At 49.0% G+C, this 16198-nt stretch carries 12 protein-coding genes; 4 read left to right on the plus strand and 8 right to left on the minus strand.

Annotated elements, in window-relative coordinates; genetic code table 11:
- The first annotated feature begins 238 nt into the window (after positions 1-238).
- Complete coding sequence (locus tag H6629_07105; GenBank protein ID MCB9067563.1) at positions 239-1834, plus strand: DUF4301 family protein; 1596 nt, start codon at positions 239-241, stop codon at positions 1832-1834.
- Positions 1835-1847: 13 nt separating this feature from the next.
- Here H6629_07105 and H6629_07110 read toward each other — a convergent pair whose 3' ends face one another.
- The 6 genes from H6629_07110 to H6629_07135 all read right to left on the minus strand — a co-directional run bounded on the left by H6629_07110 (position 1848) and on the right by H6629_07135 (position 11200).
- Positions 1848-2615 carry a prephenate dehydrogenase gene (locus tag H6629_07110; protein MCB9067564.1) on the minus strand — a complete coding sequence of 256 codons (768 nt, stop codon included), beginning with the start codon at positions 2613-2615 and terminating at the stop codon, positions 1848-1850.
- A 153-nt stretch (positions 2616-2768) separates the two neighbouring features.
- Positions 2769-3248, minus strand: coding sequence for a hypothetical protein (locus tag H6629_07115; protein ID MCB9067565.1), 480 nt, complete (start codon positions 3246-3248; stop codon positions 2769-2771).
- Between the two features lie 113 nt (positions 3249-3361).
- Positions 3362-5062 carry a proline--tRNA ligase gene (gene proS / locus H6629_07120; GenBank protein MCB9067566.1) on the minus strand — a complete coding sequence of 567 codons (1701 nt, stop codon included), beginning with the start codon at positions 5060-5062 and terminating at the stop codon, positions 3362-3364.
- A gap of 265 nt (positions 5063-5327) precedes the next feature.
- Complete coding sequence (asnB, locus tag H6629_07125; protein MCB9067567.1) at positions 5328-7274, minus strand: asparagine synthase (glutamine-hydrolyzing); 1947 nt, start codon at positions 7272-7274, stop codon at positions 5328-5330.
- A 256-nt stretch (positions 7275-7530) separates the two neighbouring features.
- The gene (locus H6629_07130) at positions 7531-10893 is read right to left on the minus strand and encodes a T9SS type A sorting domain-containing protein (protein ID MCB9067568.1); all 3363 of its coding nucleotides are present in this window, start codon (positions 10891-10893) and stop codon (positions 7531-7533) included.
- A complete protein-coding gene (locus H6629_07135) occupies positions 10859-11200 on the minus strand; it encodes a hypothetical protein (GenBank protein MCB9067569.1) in 342 nt (113 codons plus the stop codon). The genes H6629_07130 and H6629_07135 overlap by 35 nt, the downstream gene beginning before the upstream one ends.
- An 88-nt stretch (positions 11201-11288) precedes the next feature.
- Here H6629_07135 and H6629_07140 point away from each other — a divergent pair, with 88 nt between their 5' ends.
- The gene (locus H6629_07140) at positions 11289-12026 is read left to right on the plus strand and encodes a VTT domain-containing protein (GenBank protein MCB9067570.1); all 738 of its coding nucleotides are present in this window, start codon (positions 11289-11291) and stop codon (positions 12024-12026) included.
- A 202-nt stretch (positions 12027-12228) separates the two neighbouring features.
- Complete coding sequence (locus H6629_07145; protein ID MCB9067571.1) at positions 12229-13062, plus strand: AgmX/PglI C-terminal domain-containing protein; 834 nt, start codon at positions 12229-12231, stop codon at positions 13060-13062.
- 97 nt (positions 13063-13159) lie between these two features.
- Here the strand turns inward: H6629_07145 and H6629_07150 are convergent, their stop codons facing one another.
- Together H6629_07150 and H6629_07155 are read right to left on the minus strand one after the other, a co-directional pair.
- A complete protein-coding gene (locus tag H6629_07150) occupies positions 13160-13957 on the minus strand; it encodes a hypothetical protein (GenBank protein MCB9067572.1) in 798 nt (265 codons plus the stop codon).
- Positions 13958-14046: 89 nt separating this feature from the next.
- The gene (locus H6629_07155; protein MCB9067573.1) at positions 14047-14325 is read right to left on the minus strand and encodes a heavy-metal-associated domain-containing protein; all 279 of its coding nucleotides are present in this window, start codon (positions 14323-14325) and stop codon (positions 14047-14049) included.
- 230 nt (positions 14326-14555) lie between these two features.
- Here H6629_07155 and H6629_07160 point away from each other — a divergent pair, with 230 nt between their 5' ends.
- Complete coding sequence (locus tag H6629_07160) at positions 14556-16037, plus strand: hypothetical protein (protein MCB9067574.1); 1482 nt, start codon at positions 14556-14558, stop codon at positions 16035-16037.
- Positions 16038-16198: the final 161 nt, after the last annotated feature.

Here is a 16198-nt window from a genome sequence, read left to right on the forward strand (position 1 = left end):
GGCGATCCGCAGTCGATAAACATTCATCGGCTGCGGATTTGTTGTTTTATGGCAATTCCTTTGTAATTTTTAATTTTCCGGTTAAATTATTTGCGATTTAGATTACGCACAGCAGCGATTTACCGCGTAGTTTTGCGTTCAAGTTTGAGGGAACAGTTGACTCTCCCGTAAAAAATCCAGAAATTCTGACGCAATTATCGCAAAAAAAGAAAACGGGATTATGAACGATACCGGACACATATTTTCAAAAAAAGATTTGCACCAATTAAACGAGCGGGAAATTTCCCCGGAAACGGTTCAGGAGCAATTGGCACATTTTCGGCGGGGCAACCTGTTTGTCCGGTTGATACGCGCCTGCACCATCGGCGATGGCATCCGGCGATTGAGCAGCACCCAAATTGATCAGTTTATCCGGGAATTTCGCATTGCGGAAGCCAACGGGCGCGTTTGCAAATTTGTGCCGGCGTCCGGCGCGGCAACACGAATGTTCAGCGCGCTGCTGGCGGTACTGAACGATCCCGAAAAACCGGACTGGCAAACCGTAAAACAACGGGCGGAAAAAGGCGATGACACCAGCCAGCACCTCGTTAAATTTATTTCCAATTTACCGCGATTTGCATTTTACGACAGCCTCTCCAAGGTATTGAAACAACGCGGCGAACATATCGCGAATCTTTGCGAAACCGGTCATTATCTGGCAATTTTGGAAGCGCTGCTGCTACCGGATGGATTGAATTATGCCGTACTGCCAAAAGGGATGATCGAGTTCCATCAATACACCAATGGCACCCGCACCCCATTTGCCGAACATTTAGTGGAAACCGCCGCATACGCCAAAGACAGCAACACAATTGCCCGGATTCATTTTACGATTACCGAAGATCCGGCGATCCAGCAACAGGTAAAAACGCATATCGGCACAGCCCAAAAAGAGCTTCCGCAAAACGGCGCCCAATTTCAGATCAGCTACTCCAGCCAAAAACCTTCAACCGATATTATTGCGGTAGATATGGACAATCAACCGTTCCGGGAAAACGACGGTTCGTTGCATTTTCGTCCCGGCGGACACGGCGCGTTGCTGGAAAATCTGAACGATCTGCAGGGTGATATTATCTTCATCAAAAATATCGATAACGTAACGCCAGACGACCGGAAACACGATACGATTCGTTATAAAGCGGCGCTCGGCGGCTATTTGCTGCATCTTCAGGATCAGATTTTCAGCTATCTGAAACAATTGGAATATCCGTTACCGCAGGCGGAACTGCTCGCTGAAATTCAGGTGTTTTTGCGCAGCGAACTATCGACAGTGGTTCCGGCGGAAATTTTTCAGGCATCGCTGGAAACGCAGCAACGGTATTTGTTCAACCAACTCAATCGACCGATCCGGGTGTGCGGAATGGTCAAAAATTTGGGTGAACCTGGTGGCGGGCCATTTTGGGTGATGAACGAAAACGGTGATGTTTCGCTGCAGGTGGTGGAAACCGCACAAATTGAAACGAGCGATCCGGGACAAAAAGGCATTTTGCAATCAGCAACCCATTTTAGCCCGGTGGATTTTATTTGCGGTGTTCGCAATTATCGCGGCGAACCGTTCGATTTGCACCAGTTTCGCGATCCGGACAGCGGATTTATCACCAACAAATTCAAGGATGGCCGGGAGCTGAAAGCGCTGGAATTGCCGGGTTTGTGGAACGGCGGAATGGCATATTGGAACAGCGTTTTTGTGGAAGTGCCGGACAGCACTTTCAACCCCGTTAAAACCGTGCTCGATTTGTTGCGGCCGGCACATCAACCGATTGATGAAGAAACGCACCAATCGCTTTCCCGTTAGATAATTTTCGCAATCAGAATAATTTCAGGTAGGTATCGCGGTCGTAAATTTTGGAGCTGATTTTGTGGAAGTTCGCCAGAAAATTATCCCGCACTACTTCCGCATACGGATTGTAGCGATAAAAATCCTGAAACAACTCCAAACTGTCATTCGACGCAACGCGGGAAATCCAGTTCATTTTGTCGAGATTTGCCATTACCAGCGATAATTTATCGATCTGCATAAAATGGAACGTTCGCCCGAGGTGATGAATCAGGCTGAGGTTGTACGCCATCAATTTATCGTGTTCTTCCGGTGTCATGCTGATGACGAGCAAGCCCATCTTTTCAAATAAATTCACTAAAAACTGATAGTTACGAAACGGAATTCGTCCCGGCGAAATGGTAATTTTTTGCCCGGAAATACCACCGGCACCGGAATCCGGACCAAACAGCGGATGGCTGGCGACGTAATTGACGTTCTCCGGCAGATAATCGCGAAACCATTCCACCACCGCAATTTTCACCGACGCGCAATCGATAACGGTTGTTCCCTGCGCAAATTCCGACGCATGCGTTTTCAGAAAATCGCCGATGTGGCGAATGGGAATTGTCAAAAATACCACGTCTTTTTTGAGGCATTCCGTCAACGGCGCCCAATTTCCGAACGGTAAAATCGCATCTTTCCGAGATTCTTCCATATCAAAAAAGGTAACCGGAACATGGTTGCTGAGGTGCTTTCCCCAAAAACTGCCGAATCGCCCGCAGCCGATAATTGCAAATGTTGGTGTTTTCTGTTTCATACGTTTCTGTGTTTAATCTCCCAAAATTCCATTCGCCCAAAATATCCAGAATTCCGGCTGATTTCACAAGTGAATTGATAATTGCCGGAAAATTGTACAAAAAAAAAGCAGACTGTTTCGGCAATCTGCTTTTTTAAAATGCTGTGGGAAAAATTATTGAACCTTAACCATCTCCAAATACAATTTGGCGGGTTCGTTTACACCATCCTGATTAAAATCAAATTCTTGTCCAGCGACATCCAGTGTCAAAATATCGTTGGCGTACGTATAAGTTCCAGTCCGGACAGCTCCGGCATTCGGCGTAAACGTGACGGTTCCGTTGTCAAAATTCACCACGCCTTCTTCATCAATCGGTTGCCCCTGAAATATAACCGAAACGGAATAGGTGGCGTTTGTGTTGATGGTCATCGAGTACTCAACGCCATACACTGTCAAATCGATAACCTGCGACGGGTTCGCAACGTTGATCATATTAAACGTATTGGCACCCCATTTTCCGGCGAATTCTCCAGCATTACCGGTTGCATTGTTTCCGGTGTCTTCTGGCTCAAGCGGTGTGTCGCTGGCACAGCCTGCAATCATTAACGCAACCAATAAAGTCGCGATTTGGAAAAATCTGGTAAGCTTTTTCATTGTTCATCCCTGAAGTTAGTTTAATTCCATTTACGATATGTAATATCGGCAATTCAAGAAAAATTTTTAAGAAAAAAGGTGAGATATGAACCGAAAGAAACAGACAGGCATAACTAATTGGCAAACACCTTTTTGACGAAAACAGGAAGTTGATCTAGCGGAACAAGCTCGCGATCTGCTGCGGAACGCAGCTTCACTTCCACACCGCCCTGCGCCAATGCGCGCTCCGAAACGGTGATGCGCAGCGGCATTCCCCGCAAATCCGCATCGTTAAATTTGACGCCGGGACTCGCGTTCCGATCGTCCAGCAATACGGAAAAACCGGCGGCTTGCAAATCGGCATACAATTGTTCCGCAACCGTTGCGGATTCTTCGCCCTTTAGCTGCACGATGGCAATATCAAACGGCGCAACCGCGCGCGGTAACATCAGCCCGAAATCGTCGTGATGCGCTTCCGCGAGGCATGCCAGCAATCGGAAAACCCCGATGTCGTAACTGCCCATGAAAACCGGCTGCGGTTTGCCGTTTTCATCGAGAAAAACAGCGTTGAACGCATCGCTGAAAAACGTGCCCACATCGCGCAGACTGGCAACTGCCACACATTTTTCGTTGCGCAGCGGCTCGCCGCAATTGTCGCAACGGGCATCGATCGGTGGCAGGGCAATATGCCCGACGATATCCGCTGTGTAATCGCGGCCGTAGTTGCTGTTGAGCAGGTGATAATCCGTTTCGTTCGCACCGGTGACCAGATTGGCGGATGTTGCGATCAGCGCATCGGCGATCACCAACGCCTTTTCCCGGTCGATGCCGATTGCCGACGCGAATCCCGGAACGCAGCCAACCGCGGCAATTTCTTCCGGCTCTGCGGGTCGCAAGGCATGCGCACCGGACAGTTGCCGCACCAACGCATCGCTCGTTTCCATATCCCCGCGAATCACACAAACGATCAGTTTTTCCGGCTTTCGTTTGCCGAAGTTTCCCCAAAAAAAGACCAATTTGGCAGTTTGGCGCGGATCAATTTCCAAAAACTTGCTCAACTCCTCGATGCTGGCGGTTGCCGGTGTGTGCACTTTTTCCAGCGGTTTTGGCGGCGCATCTGCGAATGTGTCTTTGCGAAAACGGGCGATTTTCCATTTGGACGCTGTGCCGCAGTTGTCGCAAAAAACCGCTGCATCATCGCCGTTTGGCGATAAAAATACAAATTCGTGCGTCTGCGAGCCGCCGAAAATTTCCGGCGATGCCTCAACCAATTTCACGGGTAATTCTATTTTTTTGAAAAAATCTTTGAACATTTTCTGAATCGCAAGATATTGTTTTTGCAGCGCTTGCGCATCGCGATCCAGCGAAAAAGCGGAGAGCAACAGAAATTCACGGGTGCGCAGCAATCCGCCGGAAATCCGGCGTTCATCGCGGATTACCGGACGCAATTGCCAGAGCAATCGCGGCAGTTGGCGATACGACCGCGCATCGCTGACGCACAGCGCGGCAACCAGCGCTTCGGCGGAATCGGCGAGCAGGCTGTTTTCATCTTTTCGGGTGGCGACCGGCGTTCCCGGCAAATAATTAGCGCGTTCGGCAAAATCTGCAGGCACCAGGGTTGGCAATAGCATTTCCTGTCCGCCGATTTCTGCCAGCGCTGCGCCCAACTGCGCAATCAATTTATCGATAGCGCGTTTGCCGAGCGGCGTCAACGCGAACGTTCCCGGCGCCAATTGCCGGAAGTATCCCGCCCGAACCAGCAATTGGTGCGAAGCCGTTTTCGCATCTGCGGGCGCTTCCCGCAATGTTTCGCCAAAAAGTTGAGATACTCGCATGATTTTTCCATTTTTTTGAGAGGATTGCCGGATTTACGGGATATTTTTAACCGCAGAGGGCGCCAAGATCGCGGAGAAAAGCCCTTTTTTTGACAGGATTGCCAATGTCATTCCCGCGTGTTTTTAGCGGGAATCCAGTAGATTGATATTTTGGATGCCCGATAATCCCGATACATCGGGACGGGCATGACATATTCCATCAAATTAATCCACTAACAAATTTCGGAAATACTTAATCCTGAAAATCCTGTTATCCCGTCAACTATCACTCAAAAAATTGCTCCAGCTCGAACTGCCGTTCGGTGAAGGCGTTGCTGTCGATATACATTTGTTTCCAGATATAAAAGCCCATTAGCACCCAGATAAAATTGTAATGCCAACGCATGCGCGGACGCGGCGGCGCGTCAAAAATCGCCCGGATGTAATCGTAATTGAAAATCCCATCGCGCTCGATACGCTCGCGGGTGAGGATGCGCTCGGCGGTCGTTTTCAAATCTTTTTGATATTGCAAAAACGGATTAAATGTGAATCCCCATTTTTTCTTCCGCAAAATTTTCTCCGGCAAATGCGGCTGCAGGGCTTTGCGCATCAGCGCTTTGGTTTCGTTGAAACGCATTTTTTGTTTCGCCGGAATGGTGAAACCGAATTTCACCAGATCGAGATCGAGAAACGGCACGCGCTCCTCCACCGAGTTCGCCATCGACATGCGATCTTCGGTGAGCAAATAATCATTCACCATTTTGCTGTGCAATTCCGCCCAATACACCTGGTCCAGCGCAGTGATGTTCCCGTTGCGTTCAAACAACGGTTCAAACTCGCGAACTACCGGGTTAAGTTGCTGTTTTTTCAGAAATTCGGGCGCGTAAATTTTTGACCAATGTGCCGAATCGAAATCCCAGGTATTGCGCAAAATGAGGTAAAATTTGGCGATATTCCCGGTCGCCAGCGCCATTTGCAATCCGCGCCGGTATTCGTCCGTCGCCATTCCGGCGAAGCGCGTTTGCAACTGGTAACCCAGATTCCCGATTTTCGAGAGCAGCGATTTTTCGATCGCCGATGGCACAATGCCGTGCAAAGTGTTGAACGGAAACACATAATTGTGGATGTCGTAACCGGAAAACAGCTCATCACCGCCGAGCCCGCCGAGCACCACTTTCACATGCTCAGACACAAAACGGGACATCATAAATCCCTGCAACAAATTGATTTTCGGCTCCTCCGCATGCCAGATCACCTCCGGTAAAAAGCGCATCGGATTCATTTCCATGCTCAGCGTCCGGTGGTTGGTTTGGTAGTGATTGGCGACAATTTGCGCGTCCGGCAGTTCGTCGGTCGGTTCGTTGAAACCGAGGGTGAATGTGTTGATATTTTCCACGCCAACCTCGCGCATCATCGCGACGATGCTGCTGGAATCCATCCCGCCAGAGAGATACACGCCGATCGGCACATCGCTGACGAGTTGGCGCTGCACCGCCTGCCGGATGAAATGAGGAATTTCCGCCAGCCAGTCCGCTTCGCTTTTGCGATAATCAATCTGATATTCGAGCTGCCAAAATCGCTCGATTTTGCGAATGTCGCCATTTTCGACAATCATGAAATGCGCGGGCGGCAGCCGGAAAATATCGCGAAACAGCGTTTCGCTGGCTTGCGTGTAGCGCAAATTCATGTGAATATGCAGCGACTGCGGATTGATTTCCCGCGATACCGCCGGATGCAGCAAAATGGATTTTTGCTCGCTGGCGAAAATAAACGTCCCGTTTTTCGCCCAATAATGCAGCGGCTTGATGCCAAAATGATCGCGTGCCAGCACCAGTTTTTGGCTGCCGCCGCGCTCATCCAATATCGCAAACGCAAAAATTCCGTTCAGCAACGCGAACGCGTCCGGGCCGTCCATTTCGTATAATTTAAGGATAACTTCGGTATCGGATTGGGTGTGAAACCGGCAGCCGCGCTCAACCAGCTCTGCGCGTAACTCACGGTAATTGTAAATTTCGCCGTTGTAAATAATGCCAACGGATTTGTCATCGTTGAAAATCGGCTGGTCGCCGGTGTCCAGATCGATGATGCTCAATCGCCGGTGACCGAGCGTCACATCGCCGGATTGATGAACGCTGGCTGCGTCCGGTCCGCGATGCGCGATAATTTCGTGCATCCGCCGCACCAGTTCCCGATTGTCTGTATGTTTCTCAAAAACGCCGCAAATGCCGCACATAATTTCCGTTGTATTTTTGTTTGCCGCAAAGTCGCGAATGACGCAGTCGAACGAAATTGGTTGATTTTAGCGTGCCTTATCGGGAGATTCCTGCCTTCGCAGGAATGACAAGGTTCATTTCCATCATCAAATTTCAACGCGCCAGACGCAGTTACCCGTTCGTTTCAGGCGTCTATATTGGGGCAATTTTCGGTGGTTTTCAAGCGATTTTTGGGGAATGTGGAAAGATATGGGGCACAACAATGTGCCCCGCCGATCAATCAACCGGATTTTGCCAGGTGTTCTGATAGAACAGCACCTGTTCCTGATCCTGCACAACCATCAGTTTGAGCACTTTGGTTTTGTTCAATTCCGGCATTTCGATGTGGATGATATACAATCCGCTGGCAATGTGGATGTTCGCATCGTTGCGCAGATGCCAGCGCAAAAACTGGCTGCCGGGATCTTTGCTGCGTTCGGTAATTTTGGTGACCAATTGACCGGAAAGCGTAAAAATGCGCATCGTGAAGCGCTCCGGCAGATGCGCAAAAGTGACGAAACGATCCAGATTATCGCCGGATTCCTGTGGATTTCCGCCGTAATACGGGTTGGGAAAAACGCTGATGTTGTCCACATCCGCAGCCGCTTTATCCGCGCGAAACACATTTTCCGGCAGTTGAAAACGGAACACATCGCCGGGAGAATTGATGCGATTTGTGTAAAATTCGAACTGATCCGCACCGCTGTTTCCCGGCGAAAATGGTGCATCCGTGCGGCGCGAAACGGTCAACAGATACATAATTGGCAGTTGGTGACTGTTCGCCAGTAAATTGCGCTGAAACAGCGAATCCGGCGTTTCCCGGTAATCCGCATTCATGATAAACAGCCATTCCCGCGGGCTGGCAATTTGCACATTTTCACCGTCCGGCGGCCAATATTTGCCGTCCACCAACCCTTCCGGCACATTATTTTCCAGAAAACCGATTGCCAGTCGCCGGGGGTTTTCCGGATCGCTGATGTCGAACGCTGCCAGCGGTACACTCCGGGAAAAATCCTGAAACGCATAGCCTGCGGCTGCATTGGCGATATTCGGCGCAAATTCCGGGCGTGCCGGCGGGTCTGCCGCATTGCGCAGCCAGCGATAGGCGAATGACACGTTTGCATCGTCGCCGTTCTGGTCGAATTCGGGATCGAAGCTGCTGACCGGATTTTCAGCGGTAGCGAGCACCAGCCGGATATCCGGCAGCGCCACGCTGTCTACCGGCGGTGGATTTTCTGTGCCACTTTCATCCAGTTTTTTAAAATAACCGATCGCACCGGCAAAACCTTCCAGCGCCACATCGGTTCCGCCATTTCCAAAACGCTGTTCGCCGGAAGGCACCGACCAACCCGCGTTTCCGGATCGCACACCGGCTTTTGGCGTCGCTACTTTCACGGCAAAACCATCGGCGATAAATTTCCCGCGATCGATATCCGCCACATCAACTTGCGGACGATCTGCAAAAACGAGTTTGTTTTCGGTGATATCCTGTAAATTCCAACGGATTTCCGGCGAATTCCGGGTGAAAAAAACTTCGTAATTGTGTCCGGTAACTGCCTGTGGATTAACGAGATACACATTCGTCGCGCCATCGCTGTTTCCGGCGGCGTGGGTCACGACGATGTCGCCGGTTTCCGGCGGGTCGTATCCGGGACGGGCATTTTGTGGAATGGCAGTTACCACGGTCATCCCGGTTTCGATAAACGGATAGGGATAATCCGAATCGCTGATGCCATCGCGATTTTCATCTTTCACATAAAATCCGGTCACGCCAAAATAATACGGCGTGCCGTTGTATAGCGGTTTGTCATTGGCTAAATCACGATCGATTTCCACAAATCGCCGGACGCCGTTGTTGCTGCCCCGCAACACTGTTACCGGCTGGAACATGCTAAATTCCGGGAGGAATACTTCCATCTGCACATCCTGCAACAGGTTCGCTTTATCGAATGTCAGAATGCGTTTTGCCCGCGATTTTGGTGTTGCCGGCGATGGCAATTGATATACATTGTAACCCTCGAAATAAAATCCGGCGGCTTCGGCGGATTCGATCTGCGTCAGCACATCCTGATTGGTGCCCCACTCCAGCACAATTTTGGTCGATTGTTCGGAAACCCGCACATCCGGCGGCGGTCCCGGCTGAAACGGATTCTGGAACAGGTTCCGCGCGAAATATTGCCCCACCCGGGCGTTGCGTTTTAGCTGCTGCACGGAAAAACGGCTCATGTTTTCATCTGCATCAATGATGCCGCCAACTGCAGAAAAAATAACCTCTTGCGTATCGCCCGGCATCAGGGTAAACGCGCCTGTATTAACCATCCATCGGCGATCACTGGGCGGAAATAAAAAACCGTCGATATCTCCGGTTCGGGCAATCGGATCGCCATCCAACGGGAATTTTGTTGGCATTCCGTTACTCGGGCCGAGAAAAATATATTGAGGCAGCACAATGCGTGAATGCATATAGCCGTTCAAACTGTTATAATATTGGAGGGTTTGGTCATAGCAGAAACACGGTACATCAGAAGTATTAAAAAGACCGGCAAAAGACGTCATCGGCAAATTAATAAAACCGGGGCTCGTTTGCCGGAAATTGTAAACAGCCCGTTCTGAAATATCGTCGATGCCGTTCCGGTTTACATCGCTTCCGGCATTGGCTGCAACCACCGGTCCCTGCAACACTTGAAAACCTGCCGCTGGCGCAGGTAATCCAAGTTTTTGAAAATCAACATCATAGCTGTTGCCGTTATAGCCGTAAGCGAGGCTTAACTCGCGGTCACATCCGGCTAAATCATCCACAAATTTCCCGATATCCGAATCGCACCACTGCCCCACAAACATGGAATCGATGCGCAAACCGGATTTGTTGATCAGTTGATAGCGCATAAAAATCAGCTGATCGAAGGGAAAGTGCTCGCTGTTGTATGTCCAGAATGTTTCCTGAATTTCCAGCCCGATGGGCGGCGACAGATAAAGATCAAACGCGGCTGCGTCGTTCACCACCTGCCAGATGACCTGATCCGCACCGGCAATGCCCGGTTCGTCCGTGCCGACATCGTAAACACCGTTTTGGTTGTGATCGATAAACGGCGCGCCCCATTCCACCGGCCAGGTTTCCCAATCCAATTGGTACTGATCGATAATTTCCTGCTGCATTGCATCGGTAATGATTTGCGTTTCGTTGTTGGTGGGGTTCTGCAACGCCGCTTCGCGAATCAAAATTGAATCGCCGATTTGCAATTGCTGCCAGTCCCGCCTGATGCGCCACTGGTTTTTCTCGTCCGGCGAGCCGTAAACCGGCAGCGCGGTTGCCGTTCCCGGCACCAAAATTCTGCCCGGCTGCAATCCGGTTCCATAAGTGCTGCCGCCAACCCGCAGCCGAACCGCCGCAGTATCGCGGATATCGTCCACAAATCCGCCGTAAATTAATCCGGATTGATACACCACAACATCCGTATTTTTTGGGAAAATTCCACCGGCTAAGCCATTGGGCTGCTGCGCCTGCACGCCATCGTTTCGAACAAAATATTCCCAGTTGCCAACGTTTAGCAGGGCAAATGTTCTCTCAAAATTGCTGATTTGTTCGATTGGCGAATCCATTTTGGGCTGCGAAAACAGCGATACGCAAAAAAGGTGCAAACAAATAACGACCCGGTTGACATTTTTCATGATGCATCTGCCTTTCAAATCGGGGAACCATTCCGAATTGCCCGCTGCCTGAATAACAGCGATTGTCGCATTTTTCTCTGCTCAATTTGCGTCCGGAAACAGCTCCACTAACTCCTGCACTGCCACATGATTGGTTTTCTATTTGAAGTTCTGGACCAAATTTACAGATGAAATTCGGGCAAACCAATACCATAAATGGGTAACATTTTTGCAAAAATTCAGCTTGCCTGTCTGCCATTTCGTTTCGGAAACCATTTGGTTATGGATTCCCGCCGGAATAAATTAACGAGCTAATTATGTGGTTTGAGAATCATCCGGATGAATGTGTGAAAAAAAATTTTGCAACAGCACCTTCGGCAAAATTGTACTGGGGAAGAATTGTCAGCCTTGCCGCTTTTTCGATTGCCGCAGGTGTGGCGCTAATTCATTTTTATCCCGCATATCGCGATCTAACGTTGTTTGGCATGTATTCCATTCCATCGCAGTTCCTGATCTCGCCATTCCCGCATGAGCCGGCATTGCTGCAAACTGCCAAACATTTTCCGGCGTGGGAAATTGCCATCGCTGGTACCATCGGTTGTTGCATCGCCGGATTTCTGGATTACTGGATTATTGCGCCGCTAATCAATCACCGCCGCATTCGCCCAAAACTGGACAACACCCGGCTGTTCCGCAAATCGCTGCATTATTTTTTCAAATATCCATTTTTGATTCTGGTTTTCGCTGCTATATCTCCCGTTCCGTTTTATCCGTTCAAATTTTTGAGCGTTGCCGGACATTATCCGCAATGGAAATACCAAAGCGCACTGGTTGTGGGACGAACGCCGCGATACTACATTTTGGCGCTATTGGGGCATGCGCTGCAAATTCCGACCTGGGTGCTGATCACGCTATTTATTGTGATTGTGATTTCGCCGTTCATCAAAAAAATTATCGATCTATTGCGCAAAAAACCCGCCGTTGAAACGCAAATTCCGGATGAAAATGGGTCTGACGATGTGGAAAATCTACCCGAATTCGACAATTGGACACATCCGCAAGATTCCCCAAACCAACCGAAATAGTGTAATTTTTACACACTTTCAACTCATAATATTGAATCTGTTGATCTGAATCAACATTCTAACGCTGCAAGTTGCGTATGATTACGTGGTATTTCAACTTTACGGAAGATGGGAAGATATGGAGAATTTCAGATACAACTACCGAAGTGTGTTTTTTCGGCGACCAATTTGGACGTCTAACAACATTCTGTTCGGAAAAATTTTGAGCGTTACAGCATTGCTATTGTTTTTGGCAACGGCAATGTTTGCCACCATTTATCGCTTCGATCGCCCGATGAAGCTAAAGCCGGGCGTACGTGAGGCGTATTTAACACGGTTGGCGCCAAAAATTTTGCCGGAACAACCGATATTTGCCAGCAACAGCAACGAGATGTCGAGCATTGTTACCATGTTGCCAAATCCAGAAGAAAACATGCTTGTCGAAACGGAACTTGCATCTGTTCGCCCTGTTTCCCAGCCGAAACAGACGCTGCGCATGAATGCCGAAAAAACAGAATCCGTCAAGGCGGTTGAAGCTTTCGTGCCCAAAAATATCGAAGAGGCGCTCACACGCGTTGAGCCGATTCCCCGCAAAAAACCGGCGGTTGCCACACAGCAAACAGCACCGGAACAAGTTACGCCGCTGGATAAAACCCGCCAAAAGGATCGAGAATACCAAAAATCGGTGCGCGCAATTAACGTTGCGGACGAAAAATACACCGTTGAAAAAAGTCAATTTACCGATTTCAACATTGTTACCGGCTACCGGGACGATGAACAAACGCTGTCAACAGCCACCGAAAACCGGCGTCGTGTGCAACACTGCATCGACCGCATTTACCGGCTGTATAACAATGTTCAGGGATATATCACGGTTCAATTTGATGTTCACCCGGGCGGATACGCCATTCCGGAAAGCGTGCGGATTATTGAATCCACGCTGCCGAATCCGGAAATTGCCCAATGCATCACCCGCAGTATTCGCAACTGGCGCAATTTCAAACCCCTTCCCATTGAATACGGACGGCACACCGTTACCCAAAAGTATGTTTTCTGATCACAGGCTTCAATTCATAAACCGCATATAAAACAAAAGCTTAGCCAGATATTCCGGCTAAGCTTTTTTCGTTAATGCCAATGTAATCCTAATACAATTATTTGTCCGTAAAAGCATCGATAATAAATTCGCGGGAAGCCAGCGGATTGATTTTATCCTCAAATTCCAGAATGATGCCGGAAATATTCGGGCGGGTTTTGCGGATAAATCCCAAAATTTCCGCATAGGGAATGTAGCCGTTGCCGATGGCTGTAAAATTCAATCGCCCCTGTTCCGGCGCTGTTGCATCAATTAAATGCAACAGGAGGGGAATGTTGCGGTTGCCAAAAAAGTTGATCATCTGGTAGCACCACTCCACAGCTTCGGCAGTTTCAAATCCCAATTTGTGATGAAACAGCCGGGGAATATCCAGCACCGGCATAATATCAATGCCGTTCAGTTGTGTTAACGTAAACAGCGCCAAATATTTTTTGATATTCCGCTCTGCTTCAGCTTTGCCTTCAGCCATAAAATAATTTTCGAGATATAATTCAACAGCATCTTTTTTTAGCTGATCGGCAATTTTAACCAGATCGTCAATTTTCACCCGCTCATCAAAATGCAGGATGTAATTTGGCTTCGGTGTGCCCTTCACAAAACGGGTCAACTGGCTGCGATAATCGCCGCCGGAAAAATCTGCATTGAGATAGCCTTCGGCATGAAAATATACATTTTGAAAACCGGTTTGCTGCGATTGCAACTGCTGTAACACATCCGGATTGGCCAGCATAGCCGCGTTCACATAAATTTGCACCGGATCGAACTCGCTTTGTTTGGCAAATGCGAGGGTATCCAGCGGGTCGTACTGAAAATTATAGGACACGGAATTGGCAATGCCAATCGGCGGATGCGCCATTCGTCACTCTCCCGGTTAAAAAAAAGCCGACGCGGATATTGCGATACCTTACGCGTCGGCCATATTTTAAAATACTGTTTTTTATTGACTTACTGAACGACAGTTGCAGAGTAACCCGCTTTTTCGATCGTCGCTAAAATTTCATCGGTATTGGTTTTGGATGCATCAAATTCTACTTCGCAGGCATTTTCTTCCAGCGATACTTTACCTTTGATAATGCCATTTTGCTTCGCCAAAGCCGTTTCGATGCTGTTTACACAGCTGCCGCAGGTCATGCCTTCAACGCTCAAATTTACTTTTTCCGCTTTCACAACCTGAACTTCGGCTTGCGCAGCGCTGTTGTCGCTTTTTTCGCAGCTGCTCAACATCACAACACCCACCAACACCATCATTGCCATCAATAGCACCAACACACGTTTCATAAATCCACCCTTTCATTATGTGATTTTAGAAGTATCATTAAAATTAAGACAATCCGGTTTCCGATGCAAGCGAATTCAGTCCGGTCGAACGATCAGAATAATGAGTGGTTTTTTCCGGTTTGAAACCGTGCGAACACATCGTAAATTCGCCACAAAAAAACCGGAGCCATAATATTTTGCGAACAAAAACCAAATCGCCTTACCTGTTGTTTATATTGATATTGAACCTGTTTGGATGCAGCACATCAAACGTGCAGCAAGCGCCAGAACCACCGGCTGCGCGGGATGCAATCGTCCGATGGCTCAACACCGGGCAGGCAATTCCGGAACGCATGATTTCGGCGGAAACCCGCCGGATTTCCGAACGTTTGGGCATCACTTATTCCGGCGTTTCCCGGAAAGAATTGATCCAGTACGATATCGACAGCGCGACTTTGCGGGAAATTCGCCAGAAAACCGCAACATTTTCGCTGACAGAATCCCGGTTGGCAGACGGTTTTTCGACCATTGAAATCATCATTCCAGAACGGGAAGATACCCTGATATTTTATTTCCAGCAGGGAAAGCTGGTGACACCAGTAGAATATTTTTCGCGAAACTGGCAGCGCGAACTGACCCGCTATTTTGATTATCGCATCAGCAATCCGGCAAATTTCAACCGACGCGCCGCAAAAGAAATGCGCGATTTCACCGAGAAAATGCTCGATTTTCTGGAAATCGACGAAGCCGGTCGCCAACGACTGGAGCAAGAAAAGATCATTTATTTTTTGTGCGATTCGCCCGAAGAAATCGAACAGGTGAGCGGATTTAACACGCGCGGCATCTATCTGTTGGGCATCGATGCGATTATCAGCCAGTTTAACGCGCATTTTCACGAAGTGGCACATTTGCTGATCAATTATAAATTGCAGCAATTGCCGCTATACACCCACCCCTTTCTGCAGGAGGGGTTTGCTGCTGCGGTGGGTGGCCGGGGCGATAAATCCACCGAGGTGATCCTCAATTTGGGTCGTTTTCTCCAAAAAAGTGAATTTTTACCCTACAAAGAGCTGCTCAATGCCCAACAGTTCACCGGACAGGATGCATCGTTGAGTTATCCCGCCAGCGCGTTTTACAACCGTTTTTTGCTGGACGAATGGGGATTGCCGCGATATCTGGAATTTTACCGGAAATACAGCCGGACGACGCCCGTTCGCAATGCCATTCCGGCGTCCCAACTGCCGGCGGACAGCATTTTTGCGGCATATCTGGATGCGCACGCAGATCTGAATCCAATTTCATTTCCGGAAATTTTCCCGGAAACGGCGGCTGTGGTTGAGGCTGATTGGGGCAGCATTTGGGAAAATGGCGACACCTATTTTTTTGATTTGCGCGGCAACATCCGGTTGACGCCGCCCGATCCGCCGAAAGCGTTTGTCAGTAAGGAATTCCGGGAAATTTTCCCGGATGTGCGCTATTCCGGCGAGCGATACGTGCTGTCTGTCAGTGAAAATGAGGTGAAGCTATTCGATTTTTACACCGCCAAACTGGTGGCCATTTACGCCAAAGGTTTATCGCTGGCACAGCAAACCATTCAGCAACCGGACGGGAATTTCCGCTTCGCGATTCGTAAAAATGCGTTTTCTGTGCCGCTCACAACCATGCGCATCGCGCAGTGATTTTCTGGTTTCTGGTTTCTGGATTCTGGATATCGAGCATTTTTGCAACAAATTGTAGATGTTTGTTGCGGCGCAGCGGCGCCTATTTATTTGATTTACGATTCTTTTGAAAACGGGAAAAGATCCCGCATCAAAAATACAACATCACGCCCTAAAGTTTT

Source organism: Calditrichia bacterium, assembly GCA_020634975.1.
Classification (GTDB): domain Bacteria; phylum Calditrichota; class Calditrichia; order RBG-13-44-9; family J075; genus JACKAQ01.